Source organism: Ruegeria sp. BC2, from assembly GCF_056539245.1.
The window spans coordinates 194,148-211,314 of record NZ_JBQFUQ010000002.1 but is presented as its reverse complement, the minus strand read 5'-3'; the positions used below and the strand labels follow the sequence as shown (position 1 = coordinate 211,314).

Annotated in this window: 16 protein-coding genes; 5 read left to right on the top strand and 11 right to left on the bottom strand. The window is 64.1% G+C overall.

Translation table 11 applies throughout. From position 1 onward, the window contains the following. Positions 1-54: 54 nt before the first annotated feature. Genes ACR0CU_RS11345 through ACR0CU_RS11330 form a run of 4 tightly spaced genes read right to left on the bottom strand, consistent with a single transcriptional unit; the run spans position 55 to position 3,554 of the window. Entirely contained in the window at positions 55-1,197 is a 1,143-nt protein-coding gene (locus ACR0CU_RS11345; protein WP_170447576.1) for a saccharopine dehydrogenase family protein, read from the bottom strand. 3 nt (positions 1,198-1,200) lie between these two features. Then, entirely contained in the window at positions 1,201-2,256 is a 1,056-nt protein-coding gene (locus ACR0CU_RS11340; protein ID WP_170447578.1) for a saccharopine dehydrogenase, read from the bottom strand. 14 nt (positions 2,257-2,270) lie between these two features. Further along, positions 2,271-2,885, bottom strand: a complete 615-nt coding sequence (locus tag ACR0CU_RS11335) for a glutathione S-transferase family protein (protein ID WP_170447580.1) — start codon at positions 2,883-2,885, stop codon at positions 2,271-2,273. 18 nt (positions 2,886-2,903) lie between these two features. Further along, on the bottom strand, positions 2,904-3,554 hold the full coding sequence (locus ACR0CU_RS11330) for a histidine phosphatase family protein (protein ID WP_170342072.1): 651 nt from the start codon (positions 3,552-3,554) through the stop codon (positions 2,904-2,906). A gap of 158 nt (positions 3,555-3,712) precedes the next feature. Here ACR0CU_RS11330 and ACR0CU_RS11325 point away from each other — a divergent pair, with 158 nt between their 5' ends. The 4 genes from ACR0CU_RS11325 to gcvP all read left to right on the top strand — a co-directional run bounded on the left by ACR0CU_RS11325 (position 3,713) and on the right by gcvP (position 9,719). Next, positions 3,713-4,894, top strand: coding sequence for a hydantoinase/carbamoylase family amidase (locus ACR0CU_RS11325; RefSeq protein ID WP_170447582.1), 1,182 nt, complete (start codon positions 3,713-3,715; stop codon positions 4,892-4,894). 316 nt (positions 4,895-5,210) lie between these two features. After that, on the top strand, positions 5,211-6,305 hold the full coding sequence (gene gcvT / locus ACR0CU_RS11320; RefSeq protein WP_170447584.1) for a glycine cleavage system aminomethyltransferase GcvT: 1,095 nt from the start codon (positions 5,211-5,213) through the stop codon (positions 6,303-6,305). 18 nt (positions 6,306-6,323) lie between these two features. Beyond that, a complete protein-coding gene (gene gcvH, locus ACR0CU_RS11315) occupies positions 6,324-6,689 on the top strand; it encodes a glycine cleavage system protein GcvH (RefSeq protein ID WP_093964179.1) in 366 nt (121 codons plus the stop codon). 174 nt (positions 6,690-6,863) lie between these two features. Then, complete coding sequence (gcvP, locus tag ACR0CU_RS11310) at positions 6,864-9,719, top strand: aminomethyl-transferring glycine dehydrogenase (RefSeq protein ID WP_170447586.1); 2,856 nt, start codon at positions 6,864-6,866, stop codon at positions 9,717-9,719. A gap of 38 nt (positions 9,720-9,757) precedes the next feature. On the opposite strand, the gene ACR0CU_RS11305 is transcribed toward gcvP, so the two are convergent. Beyond that, positions 9,758-10,942 (bottom strand): cytochrome-c peroxidase, encoded by a 1,185-nt coding sequence (locus tag ACR0CU_RS11305; RefSeq protein WP_480643201.1) that lies wholly within the window; start codon positions 10,940-10,942, stop codon positions 9,758-9,760. Between the two features lie 102 nt (positions 10,943-11,044). Between ACR0CU_RS11305 and ACR0CU_RS11300 the strand changes: the two genes are divergently transcribed. After that, positions 11,045-11,515 (top strand): tetratricopeptide repeat protein, encoded by a 471-nt coding sequence (locus ACR0CU_RS11300; RefSeq protein ID WP_170447588.1) that lies wholly within the window; start codon positions 11,045-11,047, stop codon positions 11,513-11,515. A gap of 40 nt (positions 11,516-11,555) precedes the next feature. Here the strand turns inward: ACR0CU_RS11300 and ACR0CU_RS11295 are convergent, their stop codons facing one another. From ACR0CU_RS11295 to ACR0CU_RS11270, 6 genes are read right to left on the bottom strand one after another with little or no spacing between them, the layout of a single operon-like run. Continuing rightward, positions 11,556-12,617, bottom strand: a complete 1,062-nt coding sequence (locus tag ACR0CU_RS11295; protein ID WP_170341179.1) for a TRAP transporter substrate-binding protein — start codon at positions 12,615-12,617, stop codon at positions 11,556-11,558. A gap of 25 nt (positions 12,618-12,642) precedes the next feature. Then, positions 12,643-13,932, bottom strand: coding sequence for a TRAP transporter large permease (locus ACR0CU_RS11290; protein WP_093964183.1), 1,290 nt, complete (start codon positions 13,930-13,932; stop codon positions 12,643-12,645). Further along, the gene (locus ACR0CU_RS11285; protein ID WP_170447590.1) at positions 13,933-14,520 is read right to left on the bottom strand and encodes a TRAP transporter small permease; all 588 of its coding nucleotides are present in this window, start codon (positions 14,518-14,520) and stop codon (positions 13,933-13,935) included. Between the two features lie 52 nt (positions 14,521-14,572). Continuing rightward, positions 14,573-15,091, bottom strand: a complete 519-nt coding sequence (locus ACR0CU_RS11280; protein ID WP_170444191.1) for a flavin reductase family protein — start codon at positions 15,089-15,091, stop codon at positions 14,573-14,575. Beyond that, positions 15,088-15,978: an aldo/keto reductase gene (locus ACR0CU_RS11275; RefSeq protein WP_170447592.1), complete on the bottom strand. Its 891-nt coding sequence runs from the start codon at positions 15,976-15,978 to the stop codon at positions 15,088-15,090. Before ACR0CU_RS11275 ends, ACR0CU_RS11280 begins: the two co-directional genes overlap by 4 nt. After that, on the bottom strand, positions 15,978-17,132 hold the full coding sequence (locus ACR0CU_RS11270) for an LLM class flavin-dependent oxidoreductase (RefSeq protein WP_093964187.1): 1,155 nt from the start codon (positions 17,130-17,132) through the stop codon (positions 15,978-15,980). Before ACR0CU_RS11270 ends, ACR0CU_RS11275 begins: the two co-directional genes overlap by 1 nt. Positions 17,133-17,167: the final 35 nt, after the last annotated feature.

Sequence of the window (17,167 nt, the reverse complement as noted above, 5' to 3'; positions counted from 1 at the left end):
GAAAACACCAGTAAAAAGCCATTCCGGTGCGTCCGGAATGGCTTTTTGGTTGGGTCAGGCCAGGTGGTCGACCACCTGCAGGTGCTGTGCCAGCTTGTCGATCTCGGCCATCCAGCTCTGAACCAGTTTCGGATCGCTGGGCGCGGCATGGACGCCGGCGGGGATGGCGCGGTTCAGCACCGCCTCGACCGCAAGCGAGACCGGGATCGACACCAGACGCGCCATCGCGCTGCCGCGTGCGTCGCCCCAGGCGTCCATCACATAGGTCTTGTGCCAGACCGGTACGCCGTCCTTCTCGGCCTTCAGGCCGACGCAGAGCACGACGCGGTCGGGCTCGCCCTCCTCATAGGCGTTCTCGGCCCAGAACTGGTCGGACATTTCCTTGAGCCTGGCATCGCCCTCGGGGCCTTCCAGCGTTTCGATTTCGCGGAACACGTCCGACCACGCATCCGACCAGCCGTTCAGCCGCAGAGTGCCGCGGACGAATTCCTTGACCGGCCAGTGCTCCTCGAAATGGTACTGCTGCATGAAGGGGATCGAGTCGCGGTTGGGATAGACCTCGAAGCTTTCGGGCGTGGGCAGCGGCGCGACATAGGTGCTGATCGCGTCCCAGGGCCGGGCCACGTCCAGCGGGGCATAGTCGCGGATCGACCGCGAGGGCGAGCGCAGCGCCTTGAGCACGCCCAGGGGCGACCAGCTGAACTTGTAGCGGAACGGGTTGGGGTTCTTGGGGATGCCGCCGCAATAGGAAATGAAGCTGAGGTGGTTTTCCGGGTCGAAGGCGTCGGACGCGCGGTAGTCATCGACCAGCGCATGGGCCATCAGGTGGTCGATGCCGGGGTCCAGCCCGACCTCGTTGACCAGCGCGACGCCGGCTTCGCGGGCCTTGTCGTCCAGCGGGCGCATCTCGGGCGCGATGTAGGAGGACGAGACGAAATGCGCGCCCTTCTCGATCGCCAGTTCCGCCAGCGGCACGTGCCAGTCGCCCGGCAGCATCGAGACGATCACGTCGCCCTTTTCCAGCACCGCGCTCAGAGCATCAATGTCGAAGGCCCGGATGTCGTCGGTCAGGTCGCCGACCTCGGCGCGGGCCTTGTCGACGGTCCGGTTCCAGATGGTGACCTTGTGGCCGGCCTCGATCAGGCGGCGCAGGCCGGGGATGGCCGACAGGCCGGTGCCACACCAGTGAATCGCCATGGCTCAGATCCTTTCGATATGGGATTTGAAGGTGTCCTCGGCCCGCGCCCAAACGCCCGAGGTCAGGTCTGTCAGGGTCAGCAACGAGGGCAGAAGTTGCGCGGCGTAGTCTTCCGAGCTTTCGACCGGCAGCATCGAGGGCAGGTTGTCGATGGCCATCACGTCCAGCACCGGGTCGGTGGCCACGCGCAGGGCGGGTTCTTCCCAGGTTGTGGCGCGGTCATAGACCGGCACCGGGTTGTAGTCGCTGTCGGGGTCGCAGGCCACGTCGCCGATAGCGGTCAGCTTGCGCGGGGCATTCAGCGCCTCCCGCGGGACGAAGACCGGGGTGCCGGGGCGCGCGAAGATGCAGTTGAGGAAGATGTCGTGTTCAAGGATTTCCGGGAACGGCCCGCCATCGGCGGTTTCGGCCATGTCCCACTTGGTCACGGCGACCCCCATCGCCTCGCACAGGTCGGACGCGCCGGTGCCCACGCGGCCCAACGCGCCGATCACGATGGCGCGGGGGCGGGGCGCGCCGGTGGCGTCCAGCTCGGCCAGCAACTCGGCGTTCAGTGCGTCCTTGCCGGGATAGACGCCGACAGGGCCGCAAATCTCGCCGCGCTGTTGCGCCGCCCAGGTCTTGAGCGTGACCGCCGCACCGGCATACCCGGCCCAATATCCAAAGGCCGCGACTCGCCGCCTGGTTTCATCGACGAGATACTCCAGATCATACAGCGTGCCGCCGCCGGCCTTGAAGCGCTCCAGCAGCTTGCGGCCCGAATGCTGGCCCTTGAAGGCATGGCCGAACATGATGTGGCGATGCGGCAGAGGCGTACCGTCCTCGGGCAGTTCCTTGAGGCCGAAGATGATCGCGTCCAGCGGCGCATCCGGCCACGAGTTCTCCGGCGCGATTTCGCAGCCCGCGTCGCGGTAGCCGTCGATCGGGATGGCGCGGACATGGCTTTCCTCGACCGTCACGCGAATGCCGGCGGCGATCAGTCGCGCCGCGCCCTCGGGCGTCAGGCCAACCCGTTCCTCGTTCGGGCGTTGTTCAGCCCGGACCCAGAGATGTGTCATGCGATGTCCTTTTGTCAGAGCATTCCGGCGGCCCGTACCGCCTGAACCGAGGGTCGGGCCTCCATCGCCGCGCGGAAGGCCTGGATCTTGGGAAAGGCAGTGACATCGACACCGTCACCTTCCAACCAGCTGCAAACTACGTAGAGATAGGCGTCGGCCAGCGAGAATGCCTCGCCCAAAACAAACGGGCCGCGCAGCCCGTTTGACGAGATGTAAGCGCAGGACTCGGTCATCGTCTGGGCCACTTTGCCCTTCATGTCCTGCCAGCTGGACTCCTGATCCGCCCAGCGGTGACCGCGCATCTTGTGCGCATGGTTCACATGCATGGTCGAAGCCAGGTAGTACATCACCTCGCGCATCCGCGCGGCCAGGACCGGATCGTCCGGAACAAGCCCGGCCTTCGGGGCCTTGGCTGCGATGTATTCAAGCAGAGCGCCGGTTTCCGTCAGAATGCCACCATCGACCACCAGAGCGGGAACGCGACCCTTGGGGTTGATCTGCTTGTAGGCCGCCGTCGTCTGCTCGCCCGCTGCGAAGTCGAGCCTGATCGCCTCATAGTCCAGACCGGCTTCCTCCAGCGCGATGACGACGGCGATCGAGATAGTGCGGGGTGCGTAGTAGATCTGCATCTGGGACCTCCGATCCGGTTACAGGTGGGTCTGGGCGAAATGCCGGTCCGGCGCTTCCAGATGTGGAACCGCGTTGAACAGAACCGGGCTCAGGTCCGCTCCGATCGGGTGCAGACGATGCAATGAGGTGTTCATGATGGCAAGGGCCACGCGCGCCATCGCCGGGATGTCCAGCCCCATCGCCTGCCGCACCACCATCGAGATTAACCCACCCGAGGTCACCACGATGGCCGGCCCGTCGCCGTCATGGATTTCGCGCAGAGCGTCCGAGACGCGGGTTTCAAACTGCTCGAAGGTTTCGGGCGCGTTCCGAATGTCGCCGTTGGCCCAGGCCTTGAAGGTCAGCGGCAGGTGCTGAACGAAGCCTTCGCGGTCCGTCGGGATCGTCACGCCGTGCTGTTCCTCGAACAGTTGCGCAAGGGTGAAATACTCGATTTCATTCAGACGTGCATCGCGGACGGGTTCCGGCAGACCCATGCTTGCCGCCGTTTCCACATGCCGGGTCAGGGTGCCGCAAAACACCCGTGGATAATGGGCTTTGGTCTCGCGCAGATGGGCCCCAAGCCAGCGCGCCTGCTGATGCCCAAGCTCGCTGAGCTTGTCATAACTGTCTTCGTCTCGTGCGGTGGTGTTGGCCTGCCCGTGGCGTACCAATGTGATGTATGACATGTCGGTCCCTCTTGGCCCGAAGTCTTAGGGCAGCTTGCCCGCAGGGGCCAGAGGTGTTCGGCCGGTTGCCGTCAAAAAACCGGGACAGCCTGCAACCGGGCTTGCGGGCGGACGGCCCGGCGATAGAGTTCCAGCAAGCGACAAGAAAGGACAGCGCAATGGCCGTGAATGCGCAGAGGTTTCTGGATGATCTGCACAAGCTGCGGGAATTCGGAGCTGCGGGGGTTGGTAAAGGCGTCGTGCGCCCGGCATATTCAGACGCGGACATTGCGGCGCGGCGATGGCTGGCCGACCGATTTCAGGAGGCCGGGCTGCAACCGCATTTTGATCCGGTCGGAAACCTGTTCGGTCTGGCATCCGCGCCGTCGCTTTTGATGGGGTCACATTCAGACAGCCAGCCCGAGGGCGGTTGGCTGGATGGCGCGCTGGGCGTAATCGCGGCGTTGGAGCTGGCTCGCTCCAGCCAGCGCCCGATCTCGGTGGTCAGCTTTCAGGATGAGGAGGGCTGGTTCGGCGTCACGACCGGATCAGCCATCTGGTCCGGCAAGTTGCCCCTTGCGCAGGCCGACGACCTGACCGACCACGCGGGCATAGGGTTTGGCGATGCGCGCGCTCGGATGCAAAGTCTGACGCAGGATTTTGTGAACCCCGCCCAATTCACCGGGTTCATCGAAATGCATATCGAGCAGGGTCCGGTTCTGGATGCCAACGCCGAGGCCATCGGTGTGGTCTCGGACATCGTGGGCATTCGCGACGTGGTCATCGAGTTTTCCGGCCAGCAGAACCACGCTGGCACGACGCCGATGCACCTGCGCCGAGACGCGTTCCAGGCTCTGACGATCTTCAATGGCCTGATCAACGAGCGGTTCCGCAACGTGGTGACCCCGCAGACGGTCTGGACGATCGGTCATGTTGAGCTGTCTCCGAATGCCTCGTCAATCGTTCCCGGCCGGGTCCGTTTCTCGATGCAGTGGCGCGATCAGGAGACGGATCGTCTGGCCCGAATGGAAAGCATCATTCGTACGACCGCCCAAGAGGTGAGTGAATCCATCGGGGGCGATGCGCAGTTCGGGCCAATGTTGGGCATCGAACCGGTTGAGATGGATCCAACCCTCCGGCGGTCGCTGGAACACGGAGCCCAGACCGTCGCGCCCGGCAACTGGCGGGTCATGCCATCCGGGGCCTTGCACGATGCGTCGAACGTGGCAGCCTTGATGCCGGTCGGAATGCTGTTCGTGCCATCCATCAACGGTATCAGTCATGACTTCGCGGAGGACACTGCCGAAGACGATCTGGTGACGGGGTTGAAGGCCTTGGAGGCGGCACTTGCCGATCGCTGAGGTATGGGGCCGCCGACCGTGAATATTGCAATTTCAGCTGTTGCGTAACGGAAAAAAGTTTCCTATACGACACAAAGCTGCAGCATGCAGATGTATACTCCTTGTCCATGAGCGATTTAGGCCGTGATGAATACCTGCGATCTGAAGTCGGACGGAACACCGCCAGCCGCGAAGTTGCCGGTACCGGAAAATGCATGTCGCCCAGCCAGAATTCCACTGACTCGATCCGGAAAGGCTGCCGTGGCATGCTATTCCCAGCCATGTGCTTTTGGATCCGGTCCATCGCGCCACTTTTGCCAAAAGAAAGAACACTGACATGCCTGGAATGAAGCGCACGCCGTTGTATGACCTTCATGTTGAGTTGGGAGGCAAGCTGGTTGATTTTGCGGGCTGGGAGATGCCCGTTCAGTATCCTTTGGGAATCATGGGCGAGCACAAGCAATGCCGCGAGAAGGCGGCGCTGTTCGATGTGAGCCACATGGGCCAGGTGATCCTTCGGGGAGAGAATGTGGGCGAGAAGCTCGAGGCGCTGTGCCCGCAGGCTTTTGCGACATTGCCCGAGGGCAAGGCGCGCTATGGGTTCTTCACCAACGAGGACGGCGGGATTATGGACGATCTGATCGTGTCGAACGCGGGCGATCATTTCTTCGTGGTGGTGAACGCGGCGCTGCGCGATCAGGACATTCCGCACATGCGCGCGCACCTGGACGGGGTCGAGGTGACCGAGGTCTTCGACCGCGCGCTGGTGGCGGTTCAGGGCCCTAAAGCCGAGGACGTGGTGGGCGCGCTGTGCCCGGCGGCGCGCGATCTGAAGTTTATGGAAACCACCGTGGCCCCGATCGACGGAGTCGAATGCCGGATCTCGCGACTTGGTTACACGGGCGAGGACGGCTATGAGATCTCGATCCCCGAGGACAAGGCGATCGAGGTCACCCGCGCCCTGTTGGCGCATGAGGATTGCGAACCTGCGGGCCTGGGCGCGCGCGACAGCCTGCGGCTGGAGGCGGGTCTGTGCCTGTATGGCAATGACATCGACCAGAGCACTTCGCCGATCGAGGCCAACCTGGCCTGGGCGATCCAGAAGCGGCGCAAGGAAGAGGGCGGCTTTCCCGGCGCGGATCGCATCCAGCGCGAACTGGCCGAAGGCCCGGCACGCAAGCTGGTGGGGATCAAGCCCGATGGCCGCGCCCCGGCGCGACAGGGGGTCGAGGTGCAGGATCTTCAGGGCAACACGATCGGTCAGATCACCTCGGGCGGATTCGGGCCAACGGTCGGCGGCCCGGTTGCGATGGGTTACGTCGCCGCCGGCCACACCGAGCCGGGCGAACAGGTAAATCTGATCATCCGGGGCAAGGCGCAGCCGGCGCAGATCGTGGCGCTGCCCTTCGTCAAACAGAATTACAAGCGTTGAAGTCAGGAGAGAGACAGCATGGCAACCTATTATTCCGAAGAACATGAATGGCTGACGGTCGAGGGCGACACGGCCACGCTGGGCATCACCAAGCACGCGGCCGAGCAGCTGGGCGAGGTGGTGTTCGTCGAGCAGCAGGACGTGGGTGAAGAGTTTGCGAAGGACGGCGAGATCGGGGTGATCGAATCCGTCAAGGCGGCCTCCGAGATTTATGCCCCGGTCGATGGCGAGATCCTCGAGGTGAACGAGACGCTGGCCGACAATCCGGGCGCTTTGAACGAGGATCCCGAGGGCGAGGCGTGGATCTACAAGATCAAGATCACCGATGCCGCGCAGCTGGAAGATCTGATGGATGAGGCCGGCTACAAGGCATTCATCGGGTAAACCCAAACAGAGTCCCGGCTTGGGGCTCCATCGTTTTGACAAATGCCGCCGAATTTGGGCTCCGCCCGTTCGGGCCTGAAACTGTCCACCGGACAGTTTCCGGGACGGCCCTTACTCCCCGCCGGAGGCTCCCGCAGTCTCCGCCGGGCCTGACCTATTCATGGGAGCGCTGCAATGGCCTTCAAACTGACCGACTACGAAGCCTATGACTTTGCCAACCGTCGCCATATCGGTCCCAGCCCGACCGAGATGCGCGACATGCTCAAGGTGATCGGCTTCAAGACGCTGGACGATCTGATCGACGCCACCGTCCCCCCGGCGATCCGGCAGAAAGAGCCGCTGGACTGGGGCCCGGCGATGACGGAACGCGACGCGCTCTATCACATGAAAAAAGTGGCGGGGAAGAACAAGGTTCTGACCTCGCTGATCGGTCAGGGCTATTACGGCACCACCACGCCTGCGCCGATCCTGCGCAACATCCTGGAAAACCCGGCCTGGTACACCGCCTACACGCCCTATCAGCCCGAGATCAGCCAGGGCCGGCTCGAGGCGCTGTTGAACTTCCAGACCATGGTCAGCGACCTGACCGGGCTGGACGTGGCCAACGCATCCTTGCTGGACGAGGCGACCGCGGCGGCTGAGGCGATGGCGATGGCCAAGCGCGGCGGCCGGTCCAAGGCCAACAACGCGGCCTTCTTCGTGGACCGCAACTGCCACCCGCAGACCATCGCGGTGATCAAGACCCGGGCCGAGCCGCTGGGCATCGACGTCAAGGTCGCCGACCCTGACGAGCTGGATCCGGGCGCGGTGTTCGGCGCGATCTTCCAGTATCCGGGCACCTATGGCCATGTACGCGACTTCACATCGGAAATCGCCGCGCTGCATGAACACAACGCCATCGCCATCGTGGCCGCCGACATCCTGTCGCTGGCGCTGCTGAAATCCCCGGGCGAGATGGGGGCCGACATCGCCGTGGGTTCGACCCAGCGCTTCGGCGTGCCGATGGGCTATGGCGGCCCGCACGCCGCCTACATGGCCACCACCGACAAGCTGAAACGCGCGATGCCGGGCCGGATCATCGGCGTCAGCATCGACAGCCGCGGCAACAAGGCCTATCGCCTGGCGCTGCAGACCCGCGAACAGCACATCCGCCGCGAGAAGGCCAACTCGAACGTCTGCACCGCGCAGGCGCTGCTGGCGGTGATCGCCTCGATGTATGCCGTGTACCACGGCCCCGACGGGATCAAGGCGATCGCGCAGTCGGTGCACCGCAAGACCTCGCGCCTGGCCGCCGGGCTGGAAGAGCACGGCTTCAAGGTCGAGCCCGAGGTGTTCTTTGACACGATCACGGTCGAGGTCGGCCCGCTGCAGAAGACCGTCATGGAGGCGGCGGTGTCGCGCGGCGTCAACCTGCGCAAGGTGGGCGAGACCCGCGTCGGCATCAGCCTGGATGAACAGACCCGCGCCGAGACGATCGAAGCGGTCTGGGGCGCCTTCGGCATCGACAAGAAGGACGACAGCTCGAACAAGCAGTACCGCCTTCCGGACTATGCGCTGCGCGAGACGCCCTATCTGACCCACCCGATCTTCCACAAGAACCGGGCCGAGGCCGAGATGACCCGCTACATGCGCCGTCTGGCTGACCGCGACCTGGCGCTCGATCGCGCGATGATCCCGCTGGGCAGCTGCACCATGAAGCTGAACGCGACGATCGAGATGATCCCGGTCACCTGGCCCGAGTTCGCCAACATGCACCCGTTCGTGCCGGAAGATCAGGCGCAGGGCTATCACGAGATGATCGCCGATCTGAACGACAAGCTGTGCCAGATCACCGGCTATGACGCGATCAGCCAACAGCCCAACTCGGGCGCGCAGGGCGAATATGCGGGCCTGCTGACGATCCGCAACTATCACATCGCCAACGGGCAGGGGCACCGCAACGTCTGCCTGATCCCGACCTCGGCGCATGGCACCAACCCGGCCTCGGCGCAGATGGTCGGCTGGCAGGTGGTGCCGGTGAAGGCGGACGCGCATGGCAACATCGACATCGTCGACTTCCGCGAGAAGGCCGAGAAACACTCGGATAACCTGGCCGGCTGCATGATCACTTACCCCTCGACCCACGGCGTTTTCGAGGAAACCGTGCAGGAGGTCTGCCAGATCACCCATGACCACGGCGGGCAGGTCTATATCGACGGGGCCAACATGAACGCCATGGTGGGTCTGTCGCGCCCCGGCGACATCGGCGGCGATGTCAGCCACCTGAACCTGCACAAGACCTTCTGCATCCCGCATGGCGGCGGCGGCCCGGGCATGGGTCCGATCGGCGTCAAGGCGCATCTGGTGCCCTACCTGCCGGGCCACCCGGAATACGGCACCGCCGTGGGTCCGGTCTCGGCGGCGCCTTTCGGGTCTCCGTCGATCCTGCCGGTCAGCTGGGCCTATGTGCTGCTGATGGGCGGCGCGGGTCTGACCCAGGCGACCAAGGTGGCGATCCTGAACGCCAACTACATCGCCGCACGTCTGCAGGAGGCCTATCCGATCCTCTACACCTCCGAGACCGGTCGTGTGGCGCATGAATGCATCCTCGACACCCGCCCGCTGGCCGAGGCCGGCAACATCACCGTCGACGACGTCGCAAAGCGGCTGATCGACAGCGGCTTCCACGCGCCGACCATGTCCTGGCCGGTTGCTGGCACGCTGATGGTCGAGCCGACGGAATCGGAACCCAAGGACGAGCTGGACCGATTCTGCGACGCCATGCTGTCGATCCGCGCCGAGGCGCAGGATGTCATCGATGGCAGGATCGACCCCGAGAACAACCCGCTGAAGAACGCCCCCCACACGGTGCGCGACCTGGTGGGCGAGTGGGACCGACCCTACACCCGCGAACAGGCCTGCTTCCCGCCGGGATCTATGGGCGTCGACAAATACTGGTCGCCCGTCAACCGCGTCGATAACGCCTACGGTGACCGGAACCTTGTCTGCACATGCCCGCCCATGGACGCATACGAAGAAGCCGCAGAATAAAAACACCGAAACCCCCGCCCGATCCGGCGGGGGTTTTCTCAGGGCTTGAAGTCCGCGGGCACGCCAAAGGGCGGCGTCTCCACGCTCGTCCCGGTCAGGGCGTGCAGGAACGCCACCAGTTGCGCGATTTCACCGTCGCTCAGGTCAACTGGCGTGATGTCGACCTTGGCGCGTTGGCGTGCCATCTCGAACTGGTCCTGCCAGACGATGAAATCGGCCTGTTCCAGCCACGGCACCCGGGGCAGCGCGGCCTGATCGGTTGTCCAGCGTGACAGGCTGGTTGCCGGGTTCAGGTGGTGACGGGTGATCCCTTCGAGGTCGGGAAAGGCGCCGTTGTGGCCATAGGGTGAGGTCAGCGCCACGTTGCGCAGCATCGGCGTGCGGAACCGGTAGGCGTCCTCCAGCCGGTCACTTTCGCCCATGCGACCCACGTCGCGGGCATAGGCGTCCCATTGCCGGGTGCGGCCGGGGCCGAAAGGCGGCAGGGCCAGTGCGTGGAATTTCTGATCCGACAGCAGCGGCCCCGAATGGCAGGTGGCGCACCGCGCCTTGCCGTAGAACAGCCGCATCCCGGCCTTCTGATCGGGGGTCAGGGCGGTCTTGTCTCCGGCCAGGTACTGGTCGAACGGGCTGTCGGTGCTGCGCCATTCGATGGCCATGAAAGCGGCCAGAGCGTTGGCGACATGAGTGATGGTGATGTCCTCGGTGCTGTCCACGTCGTCAAAGGCGGCCACCATCGCTGGGCCGTATTTCGGGTCGGTCCGCACCCGTTTGGCGATGATCGGCCAGCCCTTGTCGATCCGGTCATGCACGGCGCCTGTAACTTCGTTCTCGGCCACGTTTCCGGCCATTTCGAACTGAGCGGTCAGCGGAAACAGCGCCTGCGCGGCCAGCAGCGAGTTCAGCCCTTCGGGCAGCCATTCCTGCGCGGGAGAATTGAACCCGTTGCCATAGACGTCCGACAGGCTGAGCCGCCCGTCATGGAACATCGTGTGGATGCCGCGCGCGCCCAGGTTCCACAGGCCCGGCGCGTTGCGCGGGATGCGCTTGCGGATGCGGTCCGCCCCGGTGCCGGGCGTGCGGTCGGGGCCTAGACCCTGGCCGCCCTCGCCGATGCCCAGCGACAGGCCGTCGGAGGTGCCGAAATCGGGGTGGTGGCAATGAGCGCAGCTGATGTTGCGGTTGCCCGACAGGATCGCGTCATAAAATAGCTGGTGACCGATCGCGGCCTGATCCCTATCAAAGAACAGAAAGGCGTCATCGGTCAGCGGCGCGGGTAGCTCCTGCGCCCAGGCCGCCCCGCAAAACAGGAGACCCGCCGCCCCATGCGCCAGCTTGTGCTTGCCCTTTGTGTTGCCGCCACGCCCGTCTGGGCCGAACTGGAACAGGCCCGCGATCTGATGGAGGCGGGCGAGTTTGCCGCCGCGCGCGAACAGCTTCTGCCCGCGGCCCGGTCGGGCAACGCCGAGGCCGAGGAGCTGATCGGCGTGATGTACGGCCTTGGCCTTGGGGTCGAGCAGGACTATGAGCGCGCGTTCGAATGGTATCTGCGCGCCTCGATGAAGGGGCATCCGGGCGCGCAATCGGGTGTCGGGTGGTATTACGAGCTGGGCCTGGGACTGCCCGCGCCCGATCTGGTTCGGGCCTACATGTGGTACACGCTCAGCGCCATCGGCGGCGACCCCGATGCGGCGATCAGCCTGGAAGAGGTGGTCAAGAAGATGACGCCCGAACAGATCGAAAAGGCCCATGTGTTGGTCAATGACTACAAGGGGTGGATGTACCCCTTTCGGTAAAGGCGGGCCGGGATGACGCGACACCCCGGCCCGAACCGTATCAGTTCAGGTCGGCGGCGCGTTCCGCGTTGATCTCGGCCTCGGCCTCGGCCACGGCCGCGGTCAGAGCGCCATAGATCTCGTCCCCGCGCGCGACGTTCTGCTGGAACCAGTCATAGACCGGGGTCGCGGCCTGCTTGAACGCTTCTTTTTCCTCGGGGGTCGGCACGTACAGGTCGCCGCCACCGGCCACGAAATCCTCGTAGGCCTGGATCGACTTGCGCTTGGGCGAGGCAAAGGTGGCCTGCTGCAGCGCATAGAACCCATCGACGACGACACGGCGCAGGTCTTCGGGCATTTCCTGGAACTTGGCGTTGTTCATCCACCAAAGCGCGCCCATATAGGCGTGCCCGTCCAGCGTTACATATTGCAGGCCGGCATCGGGGAATTTCATGCCCATGATGTCGGTGATGCCGTTTTTTGAGCCGTCAACCACGCCGGTCTGGAAACTGGTGAAGAGTTCCGGCCACGGGATCGGAGTGGGCGAGGCGCCCAGGGCCTTGACCAGTTCCTGCGGCAGGTCTGCGACCACGGTGCGGATCTTCAGCCCGTCCATGTCGGACGGCTGGGTCACGCGGCGCTTGGTGTTGGCGAAATTGCGCCAGCCGCCGGTGTTGCCAATGGTCATCAGGCGGATCGCGCCGCCCGAATCCTCCAGCGCCATTTCGCGCATCTTGCGGGTGAAATCACCCGACAGGACCCGCTCGGCGATGCGGTCGTCGGCCATCAGATAGGGCAGGTCCAGAACCTGCACATACGGAAAGATGCCCGAGGCCCCGCCCGAGGTCGAGATGTAGATGTCGATGGTGCCGTCGGCCACGCCCTGCAGGCATTCGGCCCCGTTCGAGCACAGCTGCGTGCCGATGAACAGCTCGACCTCGATCGCGCCATTCGAGGCGTTCTCGACGAAGTTCTTGAACACGACCAGGCCGTCATAGTCCTCGTCGTTTTCGTTCGAGTTGGCGGTGGCGCGCAGCGTATAGTCGGCCGCCGAGGCTGCCAGCGCCGAGGCCGCCACCAGCGACGTGGCCAGTGCTGCGGTTTTGAAGAATGTTCTGAGCATGCGTTTCCTCCCTGTGGTACTCAGTCTAGTTTGCAAATCCCGTCAGTCTCGGGATCGTCATGGATATTGCGGGGACATAGGTGATCAGGAAGATCACCGCGATTTCGACGGCCAGAAACGGCAGGATCGCCTTGGCGATGGTTTCCACCCGTTCGCGTGACACGGCGGCGGCCACGAACAGCACCAGCCCCATGGGCGGCGTGGCCAGGCCAACGGTCAGGTTGACGCTCATGATGATGGCGAAATGGATCGGGTCTACGCCCAGGCTGGTGAAGATCGGTCCCAGGATCGGCCCCAGGATGATGATCGCCGGGCCTGCATCCAGGAACATGCCCACGACGAACAGCAGCAGGTTGATCAGGAACAGCAGGATCAGCGGGTTTTCGGACAGTCCGAGAATCAGCGCGGCCAGTTGCTCGGGCGCATGGCTGAGGCTGACCACGGTCTTGAACGCCATCGCGGCCCCCACCAGCAGCAGCACTACGGCCGAGGTCATGCCGGCGTTGCTGAGGACTTCGGGCACCTCTTTCAAGGTCAGCGTGCGCAGCACGAAAAACCCGATGATGAAGGCATAACCCACCGCAACGGCTGCGGCCTCGGTCGGGGTAAAGATGCCGCCCAGAATGCCGCCCAGGATGATTACCGGCGTCATCAGCGGGAAAAAGGCCTTGAGGCTGGCCTGACCGCGCTCGGGCCAGGTGTATTTGCGGCTGGCCACCGGGAAATCATACCTGTTGGCCATGACCTTGATCATCAGCATCAGGCCGATGCCCACCATGACGCCCGGCACGATGCCGGCCAGGAACAGGGCCGCGACGCTTTCGCCCATGACATAGGCATAGATGATCATGATCCCCGAGGGCGGGATGATTGGCCCGATGACCGAGCTGGCGGCGGTGATCGCGGCGGCGAATTTGCGGGTATAGCCCTGCTTCTCCATCGCCGGGATCAGCATCGACCCCAGCGCCGAGGTATCGGCCACCGCCGAGCCCGACAGCCCCGCGAACAGGATCGAGCTAAGCACGTTTACATGCGCCAGCCCGCCGCGCAGGTGCCCCATCAGCGCCTGGCTGAACTCGACCAGACGGATGGTGATGCCGCCGCGGTTCATCAGCTCTCCGGCCAGCATGAAGAAGGGGATGGCCATCAGCGGAAAGCTGTCCATCCCGTTGTAGACGTTGCGATACAGCAAGGTGATGTCGTTGGTCTGGCCGTTCAGCCACAGCAGCAGGCCGGGCGCGGCCAGCAGCGCGAAAAAGACCGGCAGGCCGATCAGCAGAAACACCAGAAAGACGGGCAGGAACCAGACCAGCATCTATTCGGCCCCCACGGCGGCTTCGGGGATCTCGGGCAGCAGGTCACCGCCGCCCAGCATGGTGATGATCGACCGCAGGATCAGTTCGATGTTGACCGACAGCAGCAGGATCACGCCCACCAGCAGGGAGGCCATCATCCAGCTGCGCGGGATCCGGTACCATTCGTCAAAGCCCAGCGAAGTGGGCAGGTACAGCGCTGCGGTGGCGAAACGCCCGCCAAAGCCCGTGACCTCGGACCAGCCGATGCGCACGGCGACCACCAGAACCGTCAGGCTGAGCAGCAGCAGGAACAGGTTCAGCAACTGGCCGGGTACGCGCGGCAGAAAGCGGACCAGCATGTCGATGGCCACAAACCCGCCGCGCCGGAATGCGGTGGGCGCCATCAGGCCGGTCATCCACAACATGCAGAACCGCGCGGCCTCGTCGGGCCAGGGCAGGGCGTTGCCCAGAACGTACCGGAAGAACACCTGGATCAGTATCGCGACCACCATGAAGGCGATCGCAACGACACCAACCGCGCGGCCCAGACGCAGCGCGGTTTCGTTCACGAGTGCAATCGGCGCAAGCACCGACGTCAATCCGCCCATGCGGATCCTCCCTGTTCAGGCCGCGGGTTTTGCCCGCGACCGTGTCCCGCGCTTATTGGTGCGCGAATTGGCCGAGCTTGCCGGCGTAAAAGGTCAGCGCGTCTCCGTCCGCCATGCTGGCCCGCAAGACCTTGCCCACCACGATAACGTGATCGCCCGCATCGTGATACGCATGTTGTTCACATTCGAACCGCGCCAGGCATCCGCGCAGCAGCGGCGTGCCGTTTTCGCAGCGGTCGTGGTCGATGTCGCGTAGGGCAAAGGCGTCTTTCGAGCAGCCAAAGCACAGCTCGGCCTGGTCGGCCGACAGAACATGAACACTGAAATGACGCGCCTTGTAAAAATAGGGGAACCGGCGCGAGTTCCGGTCGCCGGCCCACATCACCAAGGGCGGGTCCAGCGACAGCGAGGAAAAGCTGTTGGCCGTGATGCAGACCGGCCCGTCGGGGCTGTCGCACGTCACCACGGTAACGCCGGTGGCGAACCGGCCGAAAGCGTCCCGCAGGGTGCGGGTGTCGTCCTTGTGCGGAATGAAGGTGCGCGCCATGTCGTTCGAAAATGCGTTCATCATGGTACCTCATGCCCCAGCGCCGCCTCGTAGAGGCGGAACCAGACTTCACGATCCAGATTGACTTTGAGGGCGTCCGAAATGCGCTTGATGCGGTCCAGGCTGTTGGTGCCCAGAACCGGCAGGATGCCGGCCGGATGGGCCAGCAGGAAGGCCACGGCCACCGCGGCCCGGTCGACGCCGAACTGCGCGCCGATCTCATCCGCGACCACGCCCACCGGAGGATTACCCGCCATCAGCGCTCCGCCGCCCAGCGGCGACCACGCCATCACCGGGTGGCCGTGCTGCTGGTGAAAGGCCAGATCGCCATTGGTGAACGGAGCGATCGCGCTCAGAGAAATCTCGATCTGGTTGGTCACCAGCGGGGTCTTCATGGCCGATTGCAGCAGTTGCCAGTCCCAGGGGCGAAAATTCGACACGCCCACTGTGCGGACCTTGCCGCTGGCCACGACCTCGTCCAGCGCGGCGCCGGTTTCATGGTGGTCCATGAACGGGTCGGGGCGGTGGATCAGCAGCAGGTCGATATGGTCGATCGCCATTTCCCGCAGCGAGGTGTCGACCGATTTCAGAATGTGCGCGCGCGAGGTGTCATAGTATTTCACCTTTGCATCCGCATAGCGCCCGCAGGGGGCGACGATGTCGCATTTGGTGACGATCTCCATCCGGTCGCGCAGGCCGGGATTGGCGCGCAGGGCGTTGCCCAGAATCGCCTCGGCTCCATAGTCGCCATAGATGTCGGCCTGATCGAAGCTGGTGATGCCCTGATCCAGACAGGCGTGGATTTTGGCCGCCACATGCGCGGCCGAGGTGTCGCTGTCATCGCCCAGCCGCCACATGCCATAGACAAGGCGGCTCAGTTCCAGGGTGTCGGAAAGCTTGATACGTTGCATCAACGACGAACTCCGTTGCCCAGCGGCGTCGCCGGGGTGTCAGCAGGAACCCTTCCATAGGCTTCGGGAAGGGAACAGGTTTTCAGATGCGGCATCACGCGGGTGCCGAAATGGCGGGCCTCGTCCATATGCGGATAGCCCGAGAAGATGAAGGCGCGGATGCCCATCTTCTGATACTCTTCGATCTTCGACAGCACCTGATCAGTCGAGCCCACCAGCGCCGCGCCGCAGCCTGACCGCGCCCGCCCGACGCCCGTCCACAGGCCCGGCTCGACATAGCCGTATTTGTCGGCCAGCTCGCGGTTCCTGGCCTGATGCGAAACACCGAGCGAGGTGGCGTCCAGCGCCCGTTCGCGGATCGCGCGGCCGTATTCGTCATCCAGTTTCGACACGATGTAGTCGGCGTATTCCTTGGCCTCGGCCTCGGTATCGCGCACGATCATGTGCACCCGCAGGCCATAATCCAGCGTGCGGCCGTACTCGTCGGCCACCGCGTGCACGGCCTTCATCCGCTCGGCCAGTTGGTCCTTGGTTTCGGGCCACATCAGATAGACGTCGCAATGCTGGCCGCACAGCTTCAGCGCATCGGGCGAATAGCCCCCGAAATACAGCAGCGGCCCGCCGGTCTGATAGGGTTTGGCCGGATCAGTCGTCAGACCCGAGAAATTGTAGACCTGACCCTGGTAATTGATCTCATCCTGTGTCCAGGCCTGTTTCAGAATCTCGACCACCTCGCGCGAGCGCTGGTAGCGATAGCTGCTTTCGGCCTTTTCGCCCGGAAAATCCGACGAGATGATGTTGACCGTCAGCCGCCCCTTCAGCATGTGATCCAGCGTCGCGATGGTGCGCGCCAGCATGATCGGCTGCATCTCGCCACAGCGCACGGCGGCCAAAAGGTTGATCTTTTCCGTGATCGGCGCGCAGCCGGCCACGAAACTCAGTGTGTCCTGCCCCACCTGATACGAGGACGGGCACAGGATGTTGCGGAAGCCCTGCGCCTCGGCCTCTTTCACGATGCCCGAGCAATGCTCCCAACTGGAGCGCAGATCACCGTCGGGCACGCCGAGAAACTGATAATCGTCCGAGCACAGCGCCGCGAACCACGAAACCTCGGCCGCATCCAGATCGGGGGATGTGATGGGGACGATCGTCATCTGATTCTCTCTCCTGCCGGGCTCAACTTTTCTCT